At 62.8% G+C, this 23,119-nt stretch carries 22 protein-coding genes and 6 pseudogenes; 11 read left to right on the top strand and 17 right to left on the bottom strand.

Features of this window, described 5'->3' with window-relative positions; all coding sequences use genetic code 11:
- From FV226_RS28360 to FV226_RS22135, 5 genes and pseudogenes are all read right to left on the bottom strand, one after another.
- A partial coding sequence (locus FV226_RS28360) for a hypothetical protein (RefSeq protein WP_210246532.1) occupies positions 1-220 on the bottom strand: 220 nt, incomplete at its 3' end.
- Between the two features lie 158 nt (positions 221-378).
- Positions 379-744 (bottom strand): hypothetical protein, encoded by a 366-nt coding sequence (locus tag FV226_RS22150; RefSeq protein ID WP_147764581.1) that lies wholly within the window; start codon positions 742-744, stop codon positions 379-381.
- Positions 745-1,124: 380 nt separating this feature from the next.
- Positions 1,125-1,538, bottom strand: a pseudogene (locus FV226_RS22145) (transposase); the annotation flags it as partial.
- Positions 1,517-2,398, bottom strand: a pseudogene (locus tag FV226_RS22140) (IS630 family transposase); the annotation flags it as partial. The pseudogenes FV226_RS22145 and FV226_RS22140, both read right to left, overlap by 22 nt.
- Positions 2,399-2,488: 90 nt before the next feature.
- Positions 2,489-3,433, bottom strand: a complete 945-nt coding sequence (locus FV226_RS22135; RefSeq protein WP_147764580.1) for a DUF4214 domain-containing protein — start codon at positions 3,431-3,433, stop codon at positions 2,489-2,491.
- A gap of 392 nt (positions 3,434-3,825) precedes the next feature.
- Between FV226_RS22135 and FV226_RS22130 the strand changes: the two genes are divergently transcribed.
- Entirely contained in the window at positions 3,826-4,221 is a 396-nt protein-coding gene (locus tag FV226_RS22130) for a hypothetical protein (RefSeq protein ID WP_147764579.1), read from the top strand.
- 405 nt (positions 4,222-4,626) lie between these two features.
- Here FV226_RS22130 and FV226_RS22125 read toward each other — a convergent pair whose 3' ends face one another.
- Positions 4,627-4,842, bottom strand: coding sequence for a hypothetical protein (locus tag FV226_RS22125; RefSeq protein ID WP_147764578.1), 216 nt, complete (start codon positions 4,840-4,842; stop codon positions 4,627-4,629).
- Between the two features lie 121 nt (positions 4,843-4,963).
- On the opposite strand from FV226_RS22125, the gene FV226_RS22120 reads away from it, so the two are divergent.
- Positions 4,964-5,278, top strand: a complete 315-nt coding sequence (locus tag FV226_RS22120; RefSeq protein WP_147764577.1) for a hypothetical protein — start codon at positions 4,964-4,966, stop codon at positions 5,276-5,278.
- A gap of 319 nt (positions 5,279-5,597) precedes the next feature.
- Here FV226_RS22120 and FV226_RS22115 read toward each other — a convergent pair whose 3' ends face one another.
- Positions 5,598-6,164: a MucR family transcriptional regulator gene (locus FV226_RS22115; RefSeq protein ID WP_147764576.1), complete on the bottom strand. Its 567-nt coding sequence runs from the start codon at positions 6,162-6,164 to the stop codon at positions 5,598-5,600.
- 460 nt (positions 6,165-6,624) lie between these two features.
- On the opposite strand from FV226_RS22115, the gene FV226_RS22110 reads away from it, so the two are divergent.
- From FV226_RS22110 to FV226_RS28145, 3 genes are all read left to right on the top strand, one after another.
- Positions 6,625-6,849, top strand: a complete 225-nt coding sequence (locus FV226_RS22110) for a hypothetical protein (protein WP_147764575.1) — start codon at positions 6,625-6,627, stop codon at positions 6,847-6,849.
- A gap of 88 nt (positions 6,850-6,937) precedes the next feature.
- The gene (locus FV226_RS22105; RefSeq protein WP_147764574.1) at positions 6,938-7,174 is read left to right on the top strand and encodes a hypothetical protein; all 237 of its coding nucleotides are present in this window, start codon (positions 6,938-6,940) and stop codon (positions 7,172-7,174) included.
- Between the two features lie 699 nt (positions 7,175-7,873).
- Complete coding sequence (locus FV226_RS28145) at positions 7,874-8,011, top strand: hypothetical protein (RefSeq protein WP_187278820.1); 138 nt, start codon at positions 7,874-7,876, stop codon at positions 8,009-8,011.
- On the opposite strand, the gene FV226_RS22100 is transcribed toward FV226_RS28145, so the two are convergent.
- The 3 genes and pseudogenes from FV226_RS22100 to FV226_RS22090 form a co-directional block, all read right to left on the bottom strand.
- A complete protein-coding gene (locus tag FV226_RS22100) occupies positions 7,987-9,339 on the bottom strand; it encodes a transposase (RefSeq protein ID WP_147764573.1) in 1,353 nt (450 codons plus the stop codon). The genes FV226_RS28145 and FV226_RS22100 overlap by 25 nt on opposite strands.
- 400 nt (positions 9,340-9,739) lie before the next feature.
- Positions 9,740-10,783 (bottom strand): IS110 family transposase, encoded by a 1,044-nt coding sequence (locus tag FV226_RS22095; RefSeq protein WP_147764583.1) that lies wholly within the window; start codon positions 10,781-10,783, stop codon positions 9,740-9,742.
- Positions 10,784-10,902: 119 nt separating this feature from the next.
- Positions 10,903-11,736 (bottom strand): annotated as a pseudogene (locus FV226_RS22090) (IS5 family transposase).
- Between the two features lie 35 nt (positions 11,737-11,771).
- Between FV226_RS22090 and FV226_RS22085 the strand changes: the two are divergent.
- Together FV226_RS22085 and FV226_RS22080 are read left to right on the top strand one after the other, a co-directional pair.
- Positions 11,772-12,968: an IS256 family transposase gene (locus tag FV226_RS22085; RefSeq protein WP_246691686.1), complete on the top strand. Its 1,197-nt coding sequence runs from the start codon at positions 11,772-11,774 to the stop codon at positions 12,966-12,968.
- A gap of 633 nt (positions 12,969-13,601) precedes the next feature.
- Positions 13,602-13,733 (top strand): annotated as a pseudogene (locus FV226_RS22080) (IS5/IS1182 family transposase); the annotation flags it as partial.
- Between the two features lie 464 nt (positions 13,734-14,197).
- Here FV226_RS22080 and FV226_RS22075 read toward each other — a convergent pair.
- Positions 14,198-15,349 carry a replication initiator protein A gene (locus FV226_RS22075; protein WP_187278819.1) on the bottom strand — a complete coding sequence of 384 codons (1,152 nt, stop codon included), beginning with the start codon at positions 15,347-15,349 and terminating at the stop codon, positions 14,198-14,200.
- A gap of 93 nt (positions 15,350-15,442) precedes the next feature.
- Positions 15,443-15,790, bottom strand: a pseudogene (locus tag FV226_RS22070) (IS256 family transposase); the annotation flags it as partial.
- Between the two features lie 843 nt (positions 15,791-16,633).
- On the opposite strand from FV226_RS22070, the gene FV226_RS29000 reads away from it, so the two are divergent.
- Positions 16,634-16,756 (top strand): hypothetical protein, encoded by a 123-nt coding sequence (locus FV226_RS29000; protein WP_281406048.1) that lies wholly within the window; start codon positions 16,634-16,636, stop codon positions 16,754-16,756.
- Positions 16,757-16,970: 214 nt separating this feature from the next.
- Here FV226_RS29000 and FV226_RS22065 read toward each other — a convergent pair whose 3' ends face one another.
- Both FV226_RS22065 and FV226_RS22060 read right to left on the bottom strand, forming a co-directional pair.
- Complete coding sequence (locus tag FV226_RS22065) at positions 16,971-18,032, bottom strand: tyrosine-type recombinase/integrase (RefSeq protein ID WP_147764570.1); 1,062 nt, start codon at positions 18,030-18,032, stop codon at positions 16,971-16,973.
- Positions 18,032-18,421: a hypothetical protein gene (locus tag FV226_RS22060; RefSeq protein ID WP_147764569.1), complete on the bottom strand. Its 390-nt coding sequence runs from the start codon at positions 18,419-18,421 to the stop codon at positions 18,032-18,034. Before FV226_RS22060 ends, FV226_RS22065 begins: the two co-directional genes overlap by 1 nt.
- A 184-nt stretch (positions 18,422-18,605) precedes the next feature.
- Here FV226_RS22060 and FV226_RS22055 point away from each other — a divergent pair, with 184 nt between their 5' ends.
- Positions 18,606-18,869, top strand: coding sequence for a hypothetical protein (locus tag FV226_RS22055; RefSeq protein ID WP_147764568.1), 264 nt, complete (start codon positions 18,606-18,608; stop codon positions 18,867-18,869).
- Between the two features lie 208 nt (positions 18,870-19,077).
- Here FV226_RS22055 and FV226_RS22050 read toward each other — a convergent pair whose 3' ends face one another.
- Complete coding sequence (locus FV226_RS22050) at positions 19,078-20,046, bottom strand: NAD-dependent epimerase/dehydratase family protein (protein ID WP_147764567.1); 969 nt, start codon at positions 20,044-20,046, stop codon at positions 19,078-19,080.
- Positions 20,046-21,035 carry a GDP-mannose 4,6-dehydratase gene (gene gmd / locus FV226_RS22045; protein WP_147764566.1) on the bottom strand — a complete coding sequence of 330 codons (990 nt, stop codon included), beginning with the start codon at positions 21,033-21,035 and terminating at the stop codon, positions 20,046-20,048. Before gmd ends, FV226_RS22050 begins: the two co-directional genes overlap by 1 nt.
- A 246-nt stretch (positions 21,036-21,281) precedes the next feature.
- Here gmd and FV226_RS22040 point away from each other — a divergent pair, with 246 nt between their 5' ends.
- A complete protein-coding gene (locus tag FV226_RS22040; protein WP_147764565.1) occupies positions 21,282-21,521 on the top strand; it encodes a DUF4214 domain-containing protein in 240 nt (79 codons plus the stop codon).
- A gap of 150 nt (positions 21,522-21,671) precedes the next feature.
- On the opposite strand, the gene FV226_RS22035 is transcribed toward FV226_RS22040, so the two are convergent.
- Positions 21,672-22,754, bottom strand: a complete 1,083-nt coding sequence (locus FV226_RS22035; RefSeq protein WP_147764564.1) for a DUF4214 domain-containing protein — start codon at positions 22,752-22,754, stop codon at positions 21,672-21,674.
- A gap of 232 nt (positions 22,755-22,986) precedes the next feature.
- On the opposite strand from FV226_RS22035, the pseudogene FV226_RS22030 reads away from it, so the two are divergent.
- A pseudogene (locus tag FV226_RS22030) lies at positions 22,987-23,119 on the top strand (IS3 family transposase); the annotation flags it as partial.

Genomic DNA, 23,119 nt, shown 5'->3' with positions numbered 1-23,119 from the left:
CTGTGAGACATCCAGAGCAAATCGAGGCTGTGGCCCGCCGCTCAACAGCTAGGATGCGGCTTTGAAACGCGTCGTCACCGACCTGCGCTTTAGCGGCTTCGCTCTCGATCCTCTGTCCGGATGTGCTCACCCGATCCGTTGCTCCTAGCTGAGCTACGTTAGCTGCTGAAGCCGATGTAGCGACGAGGACGAGGCAGGTGGTCAGGATCAGACGGCGCATTACGGTCTCCAAATCAGCTCGGCGAGCCAGCGCCCTGCTGCAGGCCGAATTGCGGCGCCTTGAGTGTATCCTTGACCAAGCGGGAGCGCTCGCGTTGGGGCTCGACACGGCGCCGTTGGCTGAAGCGAGGGGCGACTGACGAATTGATACCACGAGCCTCAAATCCCGCTTTCGAGGGACCATTTTTCTAACCCAACAGTTTGGCTGCCGGTTACAGCCCATTTGCCGGCAGTGACCTTGTCGTCGATGACCTGGAAGCTTGCCACACCGCCGGACCCTGGCGCGCCAGCCGTCTGAAAGACGACGGATAAGACAGTTCCGGTCAGGATGCCGGTTCCGATCTGGCGCCCAGATCCAATCTGCCAGACCACGCTGTAGGTGTCGCCGGTCCTTTTGATCATTGCTTCTCCTTTATAGAGTTGGGATTGCCCTGGGTTCTGACCTTCAACTTTATAGCGACCTTCGATGGCATGCGCTGGTAGCGTGAAAGCTGCGAGTGCGGTCAAAGGAAAGATAATATTCATCGGGAACCTTTCTGAGGGTCTGCTCGATATCTTGTAGCTGTCTGACGCTTGCCTCGCGAGCCAAACCTGAGACAACTGTCCGGTCTGTCCATGTCGAACACGTACCTGCGGCTACCGCATGGCTCGTCCGGTTCTACTCGCCGCGCGGCTTCCAGACGAGGCTTTGTCGGTGGGCTCGCCCGGCGCTTGCCGGCAGCCCTTTCTAGGGGTTCCGGGCCTCTGAATTCACATTCTACAAGGCGGAGCTATGTGCTTGATGCAAGACGATTGCTGTGAGTACCCAGGATCAGACGCAGGAAGAGTATAAGCGGAGTCATACTTCAAGGCATCAAGGAGGCTGCTGGCTATCCTTCGCTGCCGCTGAGCGTCCGTCCGATAAGTCATGAGGCGCGTCCCAGCCGTCGAACGAGGAACATGACGGCAGCGGCGTAGAGGAAGGCTTGAGCTGAGGCGAGGGTCGCCTCCGGGTCTTTCCAAAGGCGGCGGTTGCAGCTGATCCACCCGAAGAAGCGCTCGACGACCCAGCGGCGCGGATGTACGGCGAAGCCGACTTGATCCAGAGGCTTGCGCACGATGTGGACGGTGATGATCGAGGCGGTTGCAGGTTTGTCGCCGGCATAACCTGCATCGGCGAAGGCTTTGACGATGAATGGGAAAGTCCGACGCGACAGACGCAACACTGGCCCGGCTCAATCCCGGTCCTAGACGTTGGCCGGCTGTGGGTCGAGAACGAGGGCGCGTCCGTCCGTATCGACGAGCGCCTGAAGGCGGCGAAGGCGTCCCTGATGGCCTGCCAGAGGTCGGGGACGGTGCGCGGGGCGGCCGTGCGCAGGAGGGCTTTCAGCTTGGCGAAGGCTTGTTCGATCGGGTTGAAGTGCGGCGAGTAGGCGGGGAGATAGAAGATCCGCGCGCCGGCCGCCTCGATGGCCTCTCGCACGCCGGCGACCTTGTGGACGTTCAGGTTGTCGAGGACGACGGTGTCGCCCGGTTTCAGCACCGGGGCCAGGGTGCCGGTGACGTAGGTTCGGAAGCGCTCACCGTTGGTGGCGCCATCGAACAGGGTGGTGGCGACGAGGCCGCTGGTACGAAGGGCGGCTGTGACGGTGGTGGACTTGTAGTGACCCTGGGGCACGAGGATCCGGCAGCGCTCGCTGCGCGGGGCCCGGCCATAGGTTCGGGCCATGTGCGTAGCAGTTGCGGTCTCGTCGATGAACACGAGGGCGTCGGGATCAAGGCCGAGTTGATCCGAGAACCACGCCTCCCGTGCGGCTCTCACGTCTGTCCGCTCCTGCTCAGCTGCGTAGGCAGCCCCTTTACGGGTGATCCGATGCCGGGCGAAGAACCGCCACAACCCGCTGACGCTCGTCCGGACGCCTTGTTCGGCCAGAGTGTCGCGCAACTCCCGCAGGAACGCCTGGGGGTGGGCTTGGCTGGCCTAAAGGATCCGCTCGGCATGCACCTCGATGGCGGGTGCCGGCCGCTCACCACAAGCCGGCCGGGGCGCGATCTCGCCCTCATCCAGGAAACGCTCGTGCCAGCGGATCGCGCTGGATGCGCCGATACCGAAGCGCTTGGCTGCTTGGCGGCGCGAGGCTCCCGCTTCGACCGCCGCGATCACCCGCTCTCGCAGATCCACGGATAAGGCTGCCGGCATCCCGATCTCCTCGGAAAGCCCGACATCGAATCATATCCGAAGCCCGTCCGCCATCCCCCACGATTCAACCGCGCCGAATGCGGCTCTAGTTCAGGCGAACACGCCGTAGTCGAGATGGATGCCCGCTGCGATCGAGGGGTCCACTTTCCCATGGTTCTCTGGGCTCTCAGAGAAGCCGATCAGCACGCCAGCACGATCGTACTGGTGGCTGCCGAGGAGTTGCAGCCAGCCGGCGTTGCCAGTTGGGTCAGGGTCTCGGCCCAGCACGTTGTTGTAGAGCGCTTTGACAAAGTCCTGATCGCTGGCATTGGCCCCGTAGCGGGTCTGGAACTCGCCCGACACGGTGAAGGCTGCGGCCATGTCGTGGAGGCTGATGCCTTGATCGACCAGGTGGACGTTGTGCGAGAGGCCTGCCGTATCCGGTGTGCGAGCGAACGCCGCCTGATACAGCCGGTAGACGTTGCCGCTGTTTCCGCTCAGATCGAACGCGACCAGATCATCGCTGAACTTCAAACGCTCGATGTTGACGAGCGTGTCTGTGCCGTCACGACCGTACACGTTGTCAGTCGTAGTGATCCCCGGGGCACCTACGCTGATCTGGTAAGAGGCTCTCGACCCTTGCAGGGCATAGGTGTCGGCTCCCGTACCCCCATCTACGTAATTGTTAGCTGTATTTCCCGCAATCAGGTCGTTGACATCACCGCCGAAGATAGTTTCGCGAGTTGTTTCTACCATCCTTGCTTGAATTGTACTTGTAATTCCATTCCTTGAGGTGCCGGAACCATAGAAATTTGTGCCGTCGTCTGTGGCGGCATAAGGAATTGTTAGATCTCCAAGCGACAAAGACCGAACACCTATAGAAATTCCAGAAATATGGCCTGCGCTGTCAATAACTCCGTCGCGCAATGTGCCATGATATGAATACGGCAGATCAATATTTCCATATTGATCGATCTTGAACGCAATAGGATCGGTGTAATTAAACTCGGCGCAATACGTATGAATTGTACCTTCGTAAGTTCCGGTATAAAACATAGTGCGTCTGCCAGTCGTCGATTATATGAATAATAATTCTTTATCGCCTAGGATGGCATATTTATCAATCCTCACTGAACCAATTATTTTATAGCGCTGCCACGCAAGAAGCGACGAGCCAGGCGGCTGTGATAACATTGCCACGCCTGACTTCGTGACCCGCTTGCGCCAGTACGTCACAGTGAAGTCTGCGAACGTGCCCAACACTACGAGCGACAGCAGGAAAGCCGAGCACGAGGGCGGCACGCATGATCAGACTGGCCTTCATCGGGTGCAATCCAGTTCGGTGTTGGAGCCGCGCAGCCAGACAATCTGCGAGGCGTGGTGGTTGTCAGGCGCACCGAGGGACGGTCCCGCGGGGCGTGTCGCAAAGATTTTGGCCGTAGAAGAATATGCTTCCAGCAGAGGAGCATCTCGATCCGACAAAGGGATTTCAGGGCCGCCAATCCACCTCATCGACCGCGTTTGAGCTGCTGAACAGGCAGCAACCAGTCATCGTAACGTCTGGTTTGGAGAAGATTATTTCGGCCGTGAAGCGTTTGCGACATGCCCCGTTTATCGGCGTTCGACAGGCGCAGGCCGTGGGTCGCATTCGCACAGGCGCTGTGCAGGATCGCGTCCCGGAGCCCCCCAGAACGGACTTCGCAGGCGACCATCTCAAGCTCCGCACCGCGGGCGGCGTTGAGCTGGTGGAAGCCCTCCGCGAGCCAGTGCGCCTCGCCGCCGTCTTCCGTTTACAGGGGTATCAGGCCTACCTTCGATACTGGATCACCTACGAAGGTCGGTGAGCCCGTCCACTCGGCGGTGACGATGAACACCGAGCGCCGGCGGCCCGTCCCTCACGCTTTGGGCGCGGCCGGCACCTTCTTCAGGGTGTCGAGGTAGCGTCACTTGTCCAAAGGGGTGCCGGAGACAGCCGCGAGGGCAGGTTCGGCAATCCTCTCCTTGCGCTCCGCATCGCGCTGGATGGCGCGCTCGGATCGGCCTGTAGCTGCGGTGACCGCAGGCGCCAAATTGGCGCTGGCGTTACACTGTGCTTGATTGCTCGCTTGAGCCCCCGAGACATTAGCCGCCGTCTCGGGATGCAGCTCAAGGTAGATCGCCTTTCGCCGCGCTGTTCCGCTGGCCCGGCGACAGCTTCGCCTTTATCAGGCGGTGTCATTGCGGATAGGAAAAGCCGTCGTTCCGATCTGCTAAACTAAAATATCCTCAACGTGAGGCACATAATGCACGTTCATAAGGGGTATCACAGCCTCTTTATCTTCGTGATCAGGGATCATTTCAGCAATCACGTCAAGTGTTTCCGGAGTGGCAGCTTCTACTGTGTCCGAAAATTTTTCTTTCAGATCATGTCCTATTTTCATCAGAACGAACTTCGACTTGAAACGCAGTTTTTCGCTGTTGGCCATGCGTATCAGCCCTCGTTAAGAAGTGACAACGCGCGTGACGTCAAATTGTCCCCATGCCTTACGACGTCCGTGGGAGAAGGGACCGGAGCTACCTGGGCAGGGGCGCGTCGAGAGGCCTGCTTTGAACAACGAACCCGCCACGACCTCTCGCTTCCGCCAAGCGCACACCGAGGCCGCCAATCGCGCCGAGGCGACCGCTCTGCTGATCCGCTGTGGCTATCGCGTGTACCGACCCGAGGCGGACATCGAGGGCGAGGAGCTTGTGGTCTGTACCCCGAATGGCCTGCCGTCCGGCGTGCAGCTCAAAAGCAGGCCCCTGGTCGATTGGCGTCGTTACGGCGGCCGGCAGTTGCTGATGCTGTTCCCGTCCGCGCCCTACAGCCCTGGGGCGGCCCGAGCTTGGTTTCTCGTACCTCATGACCCCTTCTACGAATAGGTCAGAGGGTGGCACGGCCATACTGAGAAGTGGGGCGAGCAGTGGTCATACCCGACGACCAGCAGAGAGCTCGCCGCCTTCCTTGAGTCGTACGAAGTGCGGCTGCCAGCGGAGACGGAGGCATGCTGAAGGCTTCAAGCCTTCACGCATAAGCAGGCGGTTCGGCCCCGCCGCGATCTGCTCACGCGGCGGTGGAACCCCGGATCTCACCAGCGAGGCCGATACGCAACTTGGCCCGGGTGTAGGATGCCAGCAGCCGGTTAGAGGCTTGTCACCGCGGCGAGTGCTGTGACGTGCCAGATCGGGGCGCTGAGCGGCTTCAGGCCATCTCGGCGACCTTCTTGCGACCGCGGGCCTTCGGAGCTGCCTCGAGGGCTTCTACGGCCTTGGGCTTCCGACCGCGGGGCTTGGGCGCCTCGGAGATCGTCTCGGCTGTATCGGCAGCCTTGGGGGCTGCCTTGCGCCGCTGCTGGCCGAGGCCGAGTGAGCGCGCCAGCGCGGAACGCTGGGCCGAGTAATTCGCCGACGTGGTTGGGTAGTCGGTCGGCAGACCGTAGCGTGCTTTGTAGGCCTCGATCGTCAAGCCATTCCCGGTCACGTGGCGCTTCAGCGTTTTGTACGGCTTCCCATCGATGAAAGAGATCAGCGCGTCTGGCGTGATCGACTTCTTGATCTGCGCAGCGGTCGCCTTTTCGGGGCTGGCGGGCTCGGCGGCCGCTTCCTTGCCGAGGCCGGTCAGGGCAGCGTGCACGGTGGCGATGACGTTCGGCAGCTCTGAAACTGGAACGTTGTTGTTGGACACGTAGGCTGCGACGAGGTCAGCAGCGATTTCGACAACGTTGGCCGATTGAGCCTCGATTTGGTCTTCCACGACGATCCCCTCCATCAAGAGAACCTATCGCTCTACCCGCGCCATCAATCCGTCAAGCCGTATGGCAGGAAATGCAATGTCGAATTCAAGCTTACAAGCGACATGGCCACATCGTGACGTGGGAGATCAATGGTCAAATCCAACAATCAGCAGGGATCTGACTGCCTTCCTCGCTTCGTACGAGATGTGACCTGAGGCTGCACGACAAGACTTTCGAGCGAGACAGATCGCATCCCGCCAGCCCGACGTCGATCGAGGCTTGAGGCGGCCTTGGGTCGCGGCAGTCGTTCGTCTTGGTGCGCCGACGATGCGGGTCAGCGACCTTGAAACGCCCGGTCAAACATCCGCTGCATAGTAGGATCGCGAGCGCATCGCTCGCGGACCGGCGCGACGCCCGTACCGTCCCGCCTGTGCGCTGGAAGCGCTCCGCGGCCTCCGCTAGACCCGCCGCCGGGATCGACGGGGCAGGGACGGCATGAGCGACAAAGGCGAGCGATCCGCCGACTTCCTGGCCGTCGTCATCGAGAACCGAGAGCTTCGCGCCCAGCTCGCCGAGGTGCAGGACCAGTGCGTCGAGCTGGCCGTCGATGCCGGCGAGCTGCACGCTGAGGTCGAGGGTCTACGGAGCCGACTTGCGAAGGCCGAACAGGAGCGCGACGCTTGGCGCGCGGAGGCCGAGCGGGGCCGGCGGACGGGTTGACCGACAGCCCCGCGCCCGGAGGCTCTAGGCACCATCCTCGCTGTCGCGGCGTTATCGATGTTCTCCAAGCGTACCGCGAGACGTGCCGATGTTCCGCTTGATCACAGCCCTGCTGGCACTGACCCTGCTGATGGCCGCCGGGCCGGCGCAGCGACAGCCGACCCCGGCCTCCCCGCCGTCGAGCGCGGCGGATGCTGACGCCGCGGCAACGGCCCAGAAAAGCCAAGCCACCCTGGAGAAGAACCAGAAGGCCGGCGAGGCGCGGGACAAGGCTTGGGATATCAAGATGAAGAGTACGCTGGGCAGCGTCTGCCGGGGTTGTTGAGGTCAGCAACCGCGATTGCGCTCTACCCCACCTTAGCCCCGCACCCGTCGCGCACGCGCCGCCCCGGATGTCTGGCGAGACGTCAGGCAGCACGGAGAGATAGGGGCCGGGGTTGCTTAGGCGCCCCGGCCTAGCCTGGTAGGCGCCGGTTATCCCTCGCACACGGAGGGCATCAGGCCGAGATCGATCGAGTCCAGCGCGAGCGACATACCAGCCGGACAGCCCACAAAGGGATCGTGGTAGGCTCGCGTCTTGTTAGGGGTCGTCCGCTATGACGCACCCGACGAGGGCCGGGGGGCACGAGGATGGGATCACGCAACGCGACGAGAGCGCCCGCTCCGCAGCCGTACAGTCGCGCCGAGTGGGCGAGGTACTTCGACGCCGTAGCTGCCGGCCTTGTCGCCAAGCCGCACACGGCCCGGCGCCGGGCCCGCGACATGGCGAGGCTCTGCCCCTATGCCGACGTGGTGGCCGCCGGGCTTGCGAGGGTCAACGCCGCGCTCTCAGCCTACGTGGATATGACCGGCCCCGAGGACCGCACCAAATGGCATTAGAAGGCCGCTAGGGTGGAGTGGGGCCCTGATGGCGGACGGATTGGGCGGTCGTGTCCCAGGCGGTGGTGTAGCTGAGGGGTGGTCATCGGCGGTTGCCGGGTAGGGTCGGGTTGCGACGACCAACCCCGAACCCGAGAGCCCCCCGATGACCGACGAGATCATGGCCCTGCGCGGGCTGATGGAGAAGAGTGCCGACGCCGATCTGCTGCGCGAGATGATCGGTTTTGCAGCCGAGCGACTGAGCTCGACTTTGGCCAATCAGGCTGCCTGGCAGAGGGCGTAGGCCCAGGCTGGTGGTAGACGGAACCGACGTTTCCTGCGGTCGCGCCTGCGGGGTGACGTCGACAAACCCTGCTGGCACCAGATCGTGCGACGGACGGCTGCGAGAGCATCGGAGAAGGTCGGTTGCGGTTTGGGGTACCACGCTGTCGCCGCGACCTGCCGCCTCTCACGTGCTGTCAGCCGAGTGGCGAGCAGGGTGACGATGGAGAACAAGGCGAGCAGGCAGGGGGTCGTACGAGCGATAGCCTTGTCGGACCATTGCCGCTGGGTCTCGACGCCGAGATGGGCACGCGCTTCCTGGAAGGTGACTTCGACCTGCCAGCGCCGGACGAACCACGTCACGATCTGCGTCGGGTCTCGTGCTGGGTCGGTGCAGAGCAGCGATTGGGGCTCGAAGCGGCTTTCGGGATCGCGGATCAGAACCCATCGGATCGGCACCCCTGGTAGACCGGAATGATGCCAGACGGCGGTGGCCGAGGTGATCTCGATCTTGCGCTCGCCCATGCCGTACCAGCCCGGCACGCTCACCTGCTGCCAGAGGGTGCCCGGGTCGGTCAGGATCTTGGACAAGGTTGGTCGCCGCACACCCTTCTTGCGCGGGCGCCCGATCGTACCGGGAAGCCTTGGAGGCGCTGGATCGTAGAGCGCCGCATCCAGGCGTAGGCGGGTGATGGCGGTGACGCCGCCGCGGCGCAGGGCGTCGAGAAACAGCAAGGCCGAGAAGGCGCTGTCGCCCACCAGTACGAGGTCGCGCCCCGGCAACCAGCGCCGCGCCTGCAAGGCCATCTGCCGTCCGACATCGAGCAGGGTCTTGGGCCGATGATCGCGTTCCCGGCAGGCGCGCTCCGAGGGAACGAGGGCGGTCAGAAACGGCAATGCCCAGACCCGACCAGCCCAGGGGATGGGTGTGAGCAGCATCAGGCTCATCCAGCGCAGGCCGCTCGTCTTGACGAAGTGGGCGCCGGACGAACGCACCGGATCACGGTAGATCCCCCGGGCCTGGATGCGGCGGCCCCAGCGCCGCTCGATCGTGTCGTCGAGCGCCAGCACTACGGGGCCGTGTGGGACGAAGGCCTCGACAAGCAGCCGAAGCAGGATGCGGGCGGCTGAGCGGGGAGACCATTCCGCACGGCTGAGCACCCGGTGGGTGTTCACGAAATGGCGGTCTCGCGCCCGGCCCGTGATCCGCAGAACGCTCGCTACCGTGCGCCGGCCCGGACACAGGATCGCACCGATCAACAGGGCCTGAGCGTGCCGCCACGACCGGTGGACGAACAGCGGAGCGAAGGACAGGATGATCCCGGCGAAGCGGGCCGGCAGGTGCGGCATGAGGCGTCTCTAGCGAGGGACACCATCAGCCTATCCATCACGCCCGCTTCGTCACCCAGCGCGTTCCACGACCGGTCGAAATGGCCAAAGTCGAGCTGAGAGTCCTCTCTGATTGGGGTTCGTGAGGCAAGCTTCTCCTGATCGACGTTTTTGGGTTCCGGCTGTATCGCTCCCGCGGGTCACGCGCTTCTCTTCGCGGTCGGCGCGAGGCCGCCGCATGATGGGGTCAGGAGAGCGAGGCGTCTCAATCTGTTTCACGACCTGGTCTGCTGACGCGGACCGGTTCGGGACTCTCAACGAGATCGCCTCACCCATCGTCCCCACGGGAACGATCCGGGTCACCCTCGCGGGTGAAGTCTGGCCTGCCGTCGTCCAGTTCGCTTCAGCAGGCGTGTCTCGATCAGGCGGCTGCGAAGGCCGCTGCCGGCTCCTTGCCGAAGCGGAACTCGGTCCCGTCGCTCCACATCCGATGGAGGATGACGGCGAGCTTGCGCGCAACCGCCACGCGGGCCCGCGCCATGCCACGGTGTTTGGCGACCTGCATCCCCCAGGCGCGCAGGCTCGACCATTTGCGCGAGCGCGTCAGCAGGGAATGGGCCGCTTCGTAGAGCGCGGTACGGGCCAGTTCGTCGCCGCAGCGGCTGACCTTGCCCTGGATGTCGGTCTCGCCCGACTGGTAGCGAGACGGTGTCAGGCCGAGATGCGCCCCGACGTTCCGGGACTGTCGGAACCGTTCCGGCTCATCGATAGTGGCGCGGAAGGCCAGCGCGGTGATCGGGCCGACGCCTGGCACACTCATCAGCCGCCGGCAGACCGCCTCGCCGCGCACGATGGTGAGGACCTGCCGGGTCAGCCGATCGAGCTGCTCCAGCATCGTGGCCAGGATCGCCAGCAGGGGCGTGACGAGCGGCAGGATCAGGGGATCGTCGCCCGCCATCTCGCGCACCCGCCCGGCAAAGGCGGCACGGGCCGGGGTGCCAAGCTTGATCCCGCCCTCGCGCAGGATCGCCCGCACCACGTTCTCGATGGCTCGCATCTCGTTGAGCACGGTGCGCCGCGCCACCAGCAGCGAACGCCAGAGCCGGGACTGGCGCGACTTGACGTGAACCTGCCGGTACCAGCCCGTGCGCATGATCTGGGCAAGCGCGCGGGCATCGTTGCGGTCGGTCTTGTTGGGCATCGTCTTCATGGCCGCGTTGGCGAGCCGCGTCTCGATGCAGACCGCCGGTAGACCCGCTGCCCGAAGTTCGTCGTGCAGCCAAGCCGTCAGCGAGCACGCCTCCAAGCCGATGCGCTCCAGCGGAAGGCCGAGCCCCGTCAGGGCGGCTACGAGCGGCTCCGGCTCGCTGGCGGTTCGCAACTCCTTGGTGAGCCGTCCCGTCTCATCGACCACGCAGATTGTGGTCTCTTCCAGGGAGACGTCGAGTCCGGCAAAGTACGTCATGGCTGCTCCTTCCTGATGCTGTGGCGATCCGACATCGACCACGATCTCACATCTCGATAGGAGCAGCCGCCTTCAGCGGAACCGCGGCGTGACCCCAATCACCCCATCTGTCCGATAAGTCATGAGGCGCGTCCCAGCCGTCGAACGAGGATCATGACGGCGGCGGCGTAGAGGAAGGCTTGGGCTGAGGCGAGGGTCGCCTCCGGGTCTTTCCAGAGGCGGCGGTTGCGGCTGATCCAGCCAAAGAAGCCCTCATCCTGAGCCTGTCGAAGGATCGACCACCCATCTGCGCGGGTGCACGGCAAAGCCGACTTGATCCTTGGGTTTGCGCACGATGTCGACGGTGATGATCGTGGCCGTCGCGGGCCTGTCGCCGGCATAGCCTGCATCGGCGAAGGCCTTGGCGATGAACGGGAAGGTCCGCCGCGACAGGCGCAGCACCGGTCCGGCCCCATCGCGATCCTGTACGTCGGCGGCCTGCGGATCGAGCACGAGAGCGCGCCCGTCCGTGTCGACCAGGGCCTGACGCTTGCGGCCTTTGATCTTCTTTCCGGCGTCGTAGCCCCGCGGGCCACCGCTCTCGGTGGTCTTCACGCTCTGGCTATCGAGCACCGCGGCGGTGGGTGAGGCATGCCGACCAGCCCGCTCGCGGTCGGCCATGACGAGCGTGTGGTTGATCCGGCCGAACAGCCCGTCGTCGCGCCAGCGCGCAAAGTAGCCGAACGTCGTGCTGCGTGGAGGCAGGTCCTTCGGGATCAGCCGCCAGGCGATACCGCCTCGCAGCACGTAGAAAATGGCGTTCAGGACCTCCCGCGTCGTCCAGACTGGCGGGCGGCCACATGGCGCCGGCTCCGGCATCAGAGGTGCGATCACCGCCCACTCGGCATCTGTCAGGTCGGTTTCATAGCGCAGGCCCGCACGGCTAGCTGCCGCCGGGTGGTCGGGGTCCACATGGCAGATCCAGGTCAGGTTTCAGCACCCTCTTGGAATCACTGCCATCCCGGCCACTCAACCCCTGCCTCAGCCCCTTATCGGACGGGCTCTGATGGAGCTGGAGGTGGGCGGCCTGACCGGCGCGGCTCACGGCGAGAAGAGCGCCGAGCGTCTGGTCCAGCGCAACGGCTACCGTGACCGGGACTGGCAGACGCGCGCCGGCACAGTCGAACTGCGCATCCCGAAGCTGCGCAAGGGCTCGTACTTCCCCGGCTTCCTTGAGCCGCGTCGCATGGCGGAGAAGGCGCTGACGGCGGTGATCCAGGAGGCCTACATCCAGGGCATCTCGACCCGCTCGGTGGATGATCTGGTCCAGGGAGGGCCCCATCGCGGCAGGCCGCGATGGGAACCCGCGATGGGCGGCACGGGCGTGTCGAAGAGCCAGGTCTCGCGCCTGTGCCAGGAGATCGACGAGCGGGTTGGCGCATTCCTCGACCGCCCCATCGAGGGCGAGTGGCCGTACCTCTGGATCGACGCGACCTACGTGAAGGTCCGCCAGGACGGGCGCATCGTCTCGGTCGCCGTCATCGTGGCGGTCGGCGTGAACACCGACGGCCGCCGCGAAGTCCTCGGCATGGATGTCGGCCCGTCGGAAGCCGAGACGTTCTGGACGGACTTCCTGCGCAAGCTCGCCCGGCGCGGCCTGCGCGGGGTCAAGCTCGTCATCTCGGACGCTCACGAGGGCATCAAGGCCTCGGTGGCCAAGGTGATGAACGCCACCTGGCAGCGTTGTCGGGTGCACTTCATGAGGAATGTGCTCGCCCATGCCGGCCGCAGCGGGCGGCGCGTCGTCTCGGCCTTCATCGCCACCGCTTTCGCCCAGGATGATGCCGAGGCGGCCCGTCAGCAATGGCGGCGGGTGGCCGACCAACTCCGCCCCAAGGTGCCCAAGCTCGCCGCCCTGATGGACACGGCCGAGCCCGACGTGCTGGCCTACATGGGCTTCCCGGCCGCCCACCGGGTCAAGCTGCACTCGACCAATCCGTTGGAGCGCCTGAACGGCGAGATCAAGCGCCGGACCGAGGTGGTCGGCATCTTCCCCAACGAGGCTGCCATCACACGTCTCGTCGGCGCGATCCTGCTCGAACAGAATGACGAATGGGCCGTCCAGCGGTCGCGCTACATGACCCTGGAAAGCATCGCCCCGATCGGCGATGATCCCCTGGTCAGCCTGCCCACTCTGGCAGCCTGATCGTCCCGGCCCAAGCCGGTGATCGTGGTGGTCCTCAACGAGCTACACCACGCCTAGGGACACGACCCTATCGAGGCTTACAAGAAGAAGGGCTGAGGGCGCCGCATCAGCGCCTCGCCACCATCTCAAGGAGCGCCACGCCGGCAGCCGACACGACGTTGCCAGAGCCGCGCCAGGGGAACGGTGCAAACGGGATCACAGCCCACTCGGCCGCCACGACCGGCAGCACGGTCTCCGACGCCTCGGCCTCCCGACCACTATCATTATTGCGCAGCCACACGACCTGACTGCCGTGATGGTTCTCGGGAGCTGCCAGTGAGGGTTCAGCGTCCGCGCCGTCCTCGCTATCTGTGTCGCTGGTGAGATGGACGAAGCATTCGTCGCCCCGTGATCAGATCGGGGGACGGGCCTGCCTCGCTTGCGATTCAGCCACGTTCCATCCGATCCGTGAGCGCCCGCGCGGCGATCTGCGCGACGGCGATGCCTTCCTCGGGCGATAGGCGCCTCGTGTTCCTCCGTCGCTCGGGCTCGGCGCAGGTGTAGACGTAGAACGCCCTGACATCGGCATTATCAACGACGGACACCGAATCCTCGGTGACTGAAAGTTATGTTTCTCGTCCGTCCACGACTTGTGGCTGCAATGCCATCGAGCGCATGTTCGGTCGTATCAATGACTTCTCTTGCATCGCCACGCGATATGAACGCTTAACCATTAGCTACTTTGCTATCGTCTACCTCACCTCCACTGTCAGATACTGGTTGTGAGTCTGGACTCTAGAACCCTTTATATTTTGACGGGGTTTAAGCGGTGCTAAGCCATCTATTTTAGATAACCTGTGTGAGAGGCAGGGTGGTGTTTTCCTCACTATTCAAGCTTCCACCCACAGCGTTAAGAAATATGTTAATAAGTTAAAGACGCGCGCGCGTTGTTAGGCTTCGGTAAGCGCTTGTTTTTTCTGTGAAAAAAAGGGGTATTTATCCGCGGAGTGACGAAGCGTTTTATCCGCAGAGTGACGAACCTTCATCCGCAGAGTGCCGAGTCAAACATCCCTAGAGTGACGAAGCTGCATCTTTGCAGCGCCCTGATGCGCCGCGCCGGATGGAATCCTAGTGGGCGTAGCTGCAAAACCCTACTTTTTATGTCAAGAATGAATCTGGTAGGCCTATAGTATTTTTCAAAAACCTTTTAATATCAGCATCTTACGATGATTTATCCGTAGAGTGACGAACTAGATCTCCTTCTTGGCTGGTCGGCGAACGGACTTGCGGCGAGACCCTTCTGCCTTGGGTTTCGGAAGGCTGACCAAGTCGCTCTCCATCGCTGCCAAGCCTGCATCGCCTCGGCCGTAGAACACGACGGAGTCGTCAGCGTGCAGGAAGATTAGGTGATAACTCGGCAGGGAGCCCTCTTCTCCGATACCACGGACAGCCGCCCGGAATTTGAACAGGGGTTGACGGCTACCGACCTTTTTTTGCAGCAGCTCAAGGCCAACCTTCCATCGCCCTTGGTTCCCGCAATGCTTGCGTGCCAGCTCGTACAACCGCTTCTCAGTAGCCTTCCGAAGCTTGAAATAGTCTTGGTCGATGCTCAGCACCTCCAATGCCATTGCGGCGTCGAAGGTAAATTCGCTCAAGGTGATCCGTAACTCCTCCAAACGGTTGTTTGGTCCGCGGGTGATCGTCTCCCAAGCGTCGATCAAGCCAAAACCCTTAGTGCGGCGCCTGGCCGGCTTTCCAGTGGCGATCGATGTTTTGATGCGGGTGCCGGCAAGCCGTTCCAGAGCCTGTTCCAACAGCTCGTAGCCGCGCCCAGACGTGCTGCGGTTGGTAAAGGTAAGAACGTCGTGTGCCTTGATACTCACCGTGCGAGAGACGGCCTCACCGCGGTTCACGGCAGCGACGACTTTAGACACGCACGTAAGCACGATGTCCTTGTCATGGATGGTTGCGCGACCTTTCACCGACGGTGTCACCTCCAACGTCACACCATTGTGTTCGTAGGATAGAATACGCTGATCACCGTCTTCGATCGCGTAGACCGGGTGCTCCATAGTTGCCAGCTCATCCTTGGGCATTGCAGCCCGGCCGGTGGCGATGAACAAGTCAATTTGCTGCGTGAGGACCGGGGTAGGTCCATGATGCTCATCAGCTTGGCTGCTGGCAGGCGTGAGCGCTTTGCCCTGGTTGCGAGCCTGGATAGGCGCTACGCGCCGTGTGGGGCCTTCCTGGCTTTCCTGTGCCCCGCTCTGAGCCGGCTCTAACGCTGCCTTTTGTCTTTCCGCATCGGCCATGACGCTCTTGCCAAGCCCTTCGAAGGCCTTGGCGAGACTCGGGTCGAGTCCGCCGAGCAGGTCTCCGAGCTGCTTCGGTCCGCTACTCATTCCTCGAGCCTTTGATTCCGATGAAGCCGCTCTCTAGGCCTTGGAAGATGCAGGTGTTGATCCAGGCAGCGCGGCTCAAGCCCATTCGGCGTGCAGATACAGCACCGGCAGCAGTTCATCCAGGCTACGGGTGCGCCTGGCCCACTTCGGCAGGATTGTCGAGGTGAACCAAACCCGATCCTATGATCCCGTTGCGCCGCGATCCCGGACGCGGACCCTCGCCACCGGCACCGACCCGATCCCGGTCTGGACCTCACGCTCTGGCCCATGTTCGTGCCGCACCAGCCAGGTACGTCCATCCCGTGGCCGCAGATCCTGGATCACCCTCAGGAAAGCCTCGGCCTCAAGCTCGACCGTCTGGGCGAGAAGGCGACGAGCACCAGCATGCAGCACCTCGGTCAGGGGATCGTCGATCACATCCGGCTGACGAAGCCACACGATGTTGGTAAGACTTCGATCTTAAAAGAAAATCTGATCCATGACCTGAACCTGGTCCGCGACAGCAGATAGAGTAAGTATCGAAAGGAAGCTTGAAGGGCGCAGCGTAGGATCCAGCCCAATGTTCGGAGTGTGTCCGAGCGTCGCTTTAGTCGGCTGTCTTGCTGGCTGACGATTCGGTCTGCGTGGGTCTGCGACCCGCCGTCGGGACGCATCCGCTGCACACGATGCTACTCGCGCGCCGAACCTGAGCGTCAAAACGGCGATTTCGACTGGCCTGGGCACGCTGCTCGACCTCGGCGCGCGCTTCGACATCAGCGAGTGGCGTCAGGGCTGGCTGTACCGCCGGAAGTGGTCCCTCCTGTGTATCAGCCGGACTTAGTCGGGCAGCCAGGAAAGGGGAGCTGCGGGGGCGGGTGCTCGACGCTGCCATCCCATCAGACACCGGTACTCCTGCGATGGGCGCCGCATGGGTCATCACGTGCTGAGGCAGCGCCGCCTCGTGCGCGACCCGGTTGCCAGAACGCGCAAAAATGGCCTGCGGATTGATGCCGGCCGTCCCGCGTCCTGGCTGAAGGAGTAGATCGCCTGGCATCATTGCCGTGAGGGGTTGCGCAGGCTCGACCGCTTCCGGCTTGAGCGAAGCTGTAGAAGCGAGGGATACGCCGGATCCCGCCCGCAAACGAGCCTGCGGATCGGTGCCGACACACGCCGATAGGCTCGTGACACCGAAAGCGGCAACGAACAAGGTTCTAACCAGTCTCAAGACGCCCCCGTACCAGCATGACATCCGCTGGATCGCTGCCCTGTCCCAAGATGGTGATAGGTGATTGATGTATCGCAAATATGGCGCTGACCGAGCCTTTGCCCGACCTGCGCTCTCTGCGCCTGGTGAAATTCGCTAGTGAGCGCGGCAAGGGCGCCAACACGCTGGCCCGTGTGTTCGTGATGCGCGCGTTCATCCCGTAACCCCGACCGGCGGCGTCGAGCGCGCTGCGACGCTTATCTTACGAACGAGTTGCCTTTCGATCTGCCAGATCTGTAGGTGTGATTGACAAATTACTAATCTAGCAGTCAGCACTGACTTACCTAGATCGATGAGGTGTCGAATATCACCGTATTCATGGCGATACTAACCTCGACAGTCAGAATTTTCTGACATCGAGCGATGTGACGCGTGATCTCACGCCCGATTTTGCAAGGTCGCGAGCTTACGCGCCGCGCCGCGCTGTGCGCGCAGGCGCTCGCCGTAGCGCGCTGGCATCGCTGGCGTCTTCCACGAACCAGCTTGCATGACTTCGAGTAGCTCGAAGCCCGCCGCGAACATGTCCTGCGTTGCCCCGACCCGTGTCGAGTGGCCCGAGGGGAGGCGGGAGAGTTTGAGTCCGGCCGTAACGGAGAGATCCCGGAATATGCGCGAGACCTCGGCGGCGCCGAGCATGGCGTCTCCGACCCTGCCGCCCTTCGTCAAAGGCCGGAACAGGGGTCCGCTGTCCAGCCGGGCGGCAGCGAGCCAAGCCTCGATATGCGCCACGGTGTCGGGCGCGAGGTACTTGATCGCTCCCTCTCCCTCCTGGTCGGCCTTGGAGCGTCGCACCAGGACGGTGCCGGAGCCGTCCGCGCCGCGCTCCAGATCCCCTATATATAATGAGACAAGTTCGGAGCGGCGCAGCAGCGTGTCGTATGCGACCGCGACGAGCGTTGCGTTGCGGAGAGCAATCAATGGTGTCTCGCGCGCCCCTTCCATCACGCGCCGGTGCAGCCGATCAGGCGCCTTCACGATGAGCATGCGCTCGATGCTGCCTCGGTTGAGGGGCTCGGCCTGCTTTTGGCGCCGACCCTTGGTCCGGTTCATCCGCTTCACCGCCAACCGGACGATCTCGTCGGCGCATGGGTTGGACAGCCCGGCGGCGCGGTGGAGCGCGGCGATCGACGAGCGGTACCGCTCCACCGTGGCGCGGGACTTCGTTTCGGTTTGGGCGTCGATGAACGCGACGACGGTTTCCGGGCTGGCGGGGAGCATGCTCCGGTCGACGCCCGAGCACCAGGCCGAGAAGATGCGGCTGTCGGCGGCCAGCGCGCGGAGCGTATTGTCGGCGAAGGCGCCGCGCGCGGCGCGGGCATGGTCTTCCAGACGCGCGACCAGAAGGTCGAGACTGGGCGGCAGCACCTCCGCGAACAGCACGGGCAACGTCGCCGAGGCGCGCGGTGCGTCGGCGACGGGATCATCGGCGTCAAGTTCCATCAACCGAGCGTAGCCGCCGGATCGTGAACGATCCACAATGATCTGCGATAAGTGCCATTATCGATGGCCATTTTGTCGGCTCCTCCGAAGGAACTCTTCCAATGGTCAGGCATGGTTGCACCGCGGTTGGAAAAGGCGCCGATCCGTGGATCGGGCGACAGGCGCTTGAGCCGAGCAGGAGCACCCTGTGGTTCGCGTTCGACGGCCTGATCGATGTTGACGAGCGAATGCCATCGATCAGTGATCGGCAGGAACCGGTAAGCGCCTCGGGAATATTCGGTCGAGCGATCTCGTGTGACGACGCGGATGTCGGAGTGCCGTTCGAGCCCGCCGGCTAGCGTCTGCGCCCTGTACGTCGGAAAAGTGGTTTTGAGGACCTCGACAGGCAACTCAGCGAAAGTGCATGGCCGATCGAGGGTGTGACGCAGCAGACGCGTTGAACGTCGATACGTCGCGCGGTGGGCGACACCGAGAGCGGCAAGTCAATGGGGCCGGTCAGTGGCTGACAGGTCTCATCACAGCGCGTAGACGGGCATTCTCCCCGCCCTAAGGGCCGAGGGGCCAAGGGTGCTAATGACACAACCTTCCTTCCAGCCCGTCAGCGAGGTCTATGCCGAGCAAACGGTTTATGGGCAGATCGGCCCACTTCAGGTGGTGCGGCTCGTCCGTAGCGATCTCAGCCTCGCGCTGACCCATGTCGTCGTCCTGGGCCATCCAAGCCTGGGCCCGACCTTCATCGCGGGCTTCCCCGATACCGAAGAGGGGATCGGCCTGGCCAATCAGGTTGGCCAAGCCGTCGTCCAAGCGCTTTGGATCGCCGCGACGCCGGTGTCCTGATTCAGTCTGGCGCCGGGCATGACCGGCCAGCTTAGTCCTTTGACGCCACCCGCGCTGTTCGCAGGAAGGTGGACGCGTCCCAAAATCGGAATCACCAGGCAGCGGGCGTCGTTTACACCTTGAAGCGCTGGCCGTGACGCAGAACCGGAGGCCGGCGCAACCGGCTTCTGACCTGGGCTTGGTATGAGCGAGCGGGAAGGGGGCTTTCTCAGGCGCCGCTGCACGCCCGAGCGTCAGCCAGAACAGCGGCCAGGGTCTCGGACCAGGGCACCTGTGGGGCCCAGCCGGTCGCCACGTGAAGCCGAGCGCCTTCGCCGGAGGCCAGCGGGATCCCAGAGGGCCGCATGCGGGCAGGATCAACCACAACCTCAAACGGCACGCGCGCCTGCCGCGTTAGATCCTCCAGCACGCTCGCGATCGTGCGAGAATGGCCCGTGGCGACATTCAGCACCGTGCCAGACGCGAGCTTATCGCTCGCCCCGATGACCTGCGCGTAGGCCCGCGCCACGTCCCGTACGTCTAGAAATTCGCGATACGCCTCAAGGTTTCCGACTGCGAGATACGGCGGCATCCGACCCGCCTCGATCCGGGCGATCTGATGTGCGAAGGCGGGCACGACGAAGCGCTCGTCCTGGCCTGGACCGGTGTGATTGAAGGGCCGTAGTACGATGAGTCGAACCTCGCTTCCCGTGAGTACATCGGCGAGCATCTCCTCACCCACACGCTTGGTGCGGGCGTAGACCCCAACCGGCTGAGGGACAACGTCCTCGTCCACCGGCTGGCCGGTCAGGAAGGCGCGCCCGTAGACTTCGCTGGAGCTCGCAAAAACGAGGGCGGCGGTGGGTGCCTCGGTGCGCATGGTCTCGGCGAGGTTGAGCAGGCCCACGACGTTGGTGCGCCAGGTCTCCAGGGCCGCTCCGTCGGCCTGCCCAACGGAGGCTTGGGCAGCTAGATGCAGGACGTGGCTCGGCCGGAAGGCTCGCAGGCAGGCCGCTAGGCCTTTTTGATCAGCGAGGTCGAGTGTACGAAAGGCAGCACCCTCTGGTAGAGCAGTGTTCGTTCCGCGCCCGACCCCAAGGAGCGACTCGACGCCCGCCGCGGCGAGGGCCGCGAGGGCGTATCGGCCGACGAAGCCAGCAGCGCCCGTGACAAGCACGCGCCGAGCGGGCGCGGCCATCAAGCGGCCTTGTGACCGCCGAGGCGCTTCAGGTCGGCCTCGACCATCTCCTGGATCATCGTCTCGAGCGAGATCTCGGCCTTCCAGCCGAACGCGGCTTCCGCCTTGGCCGGGTTGCCGAGCAGCACCTCGACCTCGGCCGGCCGGTACAGCTTCTCGTCGATGATCAGGTGATCGTCCATCGACAGACCCACATGCGCGAAGGCCAGCGCACACATGTCGCGCACCGTCGTCGTCCGCCCGGTCGCGATCACGAAGTCGTCGGGCTTGTCCTGCTGCAGCATCATCCACATCGCCCGGGTGTAGTCCTTGGCATGGCCCCAATCGCGCTTGGCGTCGATGTTGCCCAGCCGCAATTCCTTGGCCAGGCCGAGCTTGATCCGCGCCACCCCGTCCGTGACCTTGCGGGTGACGAACTCGACGCCGCGCAGCGGGCTCTCGTGGTTGAACAGGATGCCGTTCGAGGCGTGCAGCTTGAAGCTCTCGCGGTAGTTGATCGTCATCCAGTGCGCGTACAGCTTGGCCACGCCGTAGGGCGAGCGCGGGTAGAACGGCGTCGCCTCGCTCTGCACCTGCTCCTGGATCAGGCCGAACATCTCCGACGACGAGGCCTGGTAGTAGCGCGCATCCGGCTTCAGGGTGCGCACGCATTCGAGCAGGTTGACGGCGCCCAAGCCCGTGATCTGGCCGGTAAGCAGCGGCTGCTGCCACGAGGCGGTGACGAACGACTGCGCGGCCAGGTTGTAGACCTCGTCCGGATGCACGGCCTGAACGATCCGGGCGAGGCTCGACAGGTCGAGCAGGTTGCCGTCGTGCAATGTGACCGCATCCGTGATGCCGAGCCACTTGAGGCGGTGATCGAAGACGCCAGCATGGCTCGAGCGGCGCACGACGCCATGCACGCTGTAGCCCTTTTCAAGCAGGAGTTGGGCCAGATAGGCCCCGTCCTGCCCGGTGATGCCGGTGATCAGCGCGCGCTTGCTAGTCATGTGATCGCCCTTATCTCTCGCGCGATTTGAAGACGCTACCGCCGCGGCTAGGTCGCTTAAGCCTGCGCGTCAAGCAAAGCCTTCAATTCCGGCGGGTCACTCAAAGAAAGGTACGTTGAGCGGCGTGAGCGCGGCGTTCTGGCTTTCCGCAAAGGTCTCTTGGGTTCCCATGACGGGCTAGCTGTTTGATCCCAGGGTTTGATGGTGCGACCCTCGGCTGGGAGGCGAGGCTGATGCCGACCCGCCATCCTGACTTCGACCGAGTATGTCGGGCGCAATCCGAGCGGCAGCGATCTGACGTTCGTGAACGGCCTGTACCGAGGGGCGCTCAGCCGTTCGCCGGAAGCAGGCGGTGTCGCGTTCTACATCGACCAACTCGCGCACGGCGTCTCTCGTGCGGCGGTGACGCCGGAGATCGCGGAAAGCCCGGAAGCGCAGATCCACCTCGTCGGCGTCATCGAGGACGGCTTCCAGCTTATCGGGTAAGATGGTCGAACATCAGTTAAATTGAAGTGGTGTCACAATCCGCGCTGAGCGTGCCCCTACCTCTGTAGAAGCCAAGTTCTGATAGTTAAGCTAATTTGCAGATCGGAGCAGGGCTTTTCTCCGATCTACAATTTCGGACGTAAAACCGAACTACGCGATTCCGTGATCGAGAAGAATACCGTTTTGGAGTTGATGATCGGTATTATTATGGTTTTCCGCACTCTCGGAGAATCCAAGAAGAACATCGCCTCGGTCTAAAACGTGATTGGCCAAGGCATTGGTCCAGTTTGTGAACCCGACTTGGTCCGGCGCACGATGCAATGTGTTAGCATAAAGATTTGTTACAAACTGCCCGTCACTAACTGACGGACCGTAAGTTTGCTGTGACTCTGGAGACCCAACGAAAGCATCTGCCATTTGATTGATATTGATTATGCCGTTATCAATAAGCTGAATATTATGCGTAAGACCAGCAGTGTCAGGAACGCGGTTGAATTCTGCCTGATACAATCGATAAACCTGACCGGCGTTCCCATTAAAATCAAGCGCTAGCGTATGATCCTGAAATTCTATGCGTTCTACGCCGGTTGTAAACGAAGTTACACCCGAGGTGTTGTTGTGAAATCCCACTACGCCATTTTGAGACGCTGCCGTATACTGTCCAATTGTTCCTGAGAAAACTAAAGTATCACGCCCGGCTCCACCGTTGATGATATCATTTCCGCCGTTGCTATAAATTAGATCGTTGCCGCCGAATGCGGTGATTGTGTCATTGCCTGCAGTCCCCTGCAGCAAATCGACTCCCTCGGTGCCATTGATCACAAGTCCAGGCGTGCCAGGATTGGTGTTCGTACCACCCGTACCTGTACCAGTACCTGTACCGAGCAACACCCCCGTTAGATCTTTGACCGTGCCGAGCAGAAGGTCCACAGTCGCGGGGATCAATCCGTCTCCGGCTCCTGCCGAACCGCCGCCCAGCAGGCCGCCGAGAAGCCCACCATTCCCGCCCGTCAATCCTGTCCCGAGATCAACGCCAAGATTGATCACTGGCGACGTGGCTGCGGATGTCGGCGTGCTACCACTGATGCTCCCATCCACTGTGATGACGGAGGTCGTACCGCCGGCTCCGACATGGAGATCGAGGAGGGACCCCAAATCAAGGTTGAGAAGGTTTCCCGATCCCGTCGAGCTAGCGGATCCGCCAAGTCCCAGATTAATGCCCAGCAGCGCCATGTCCGTTCTCCCGGTTGTGTTCTCAACAGTACCACTCAGGGTGGTACCCTATCAGGGCGGAATGGCTGCAAAATACAACTCAGAATTGTGCTTCTGGTGGATTAGTCGCGGTTAATATTACTTAAGTACTACGCAGGTTCTTCAATTGACCGACAGTCGCACTTGACCCTCTAAGCCTACGTTTGAGTGGTCCGCCCTTTGGTATGGCTTTTGAGCCTGGAGGACGGACGAGATGGCAAAGCACCCGAAGCCCAAGGAGATCGTCGCGAAGCTACGTCAGGCGGACGTTCTGATTTCACAGGGCCAGAGCGTGGCCGATGCAATCCGCGCGCTCGGTGTGAGTTCGGTGACGTACTACCGGTGGC

This window comes from Methylobacterium sp. WL12 (assembly GCF_008039475.1).
GTDB classification, from domain to species: Bacteria; Pseudomonadota; Alphaproteobacteria; order Rhizobiales; family Beijerinckiaceae; genus Methylobacterium; species Methylobacterium cerastii.
This window is presented reverse-complemented; position numbering and strand designations above follow the sequence as displayed.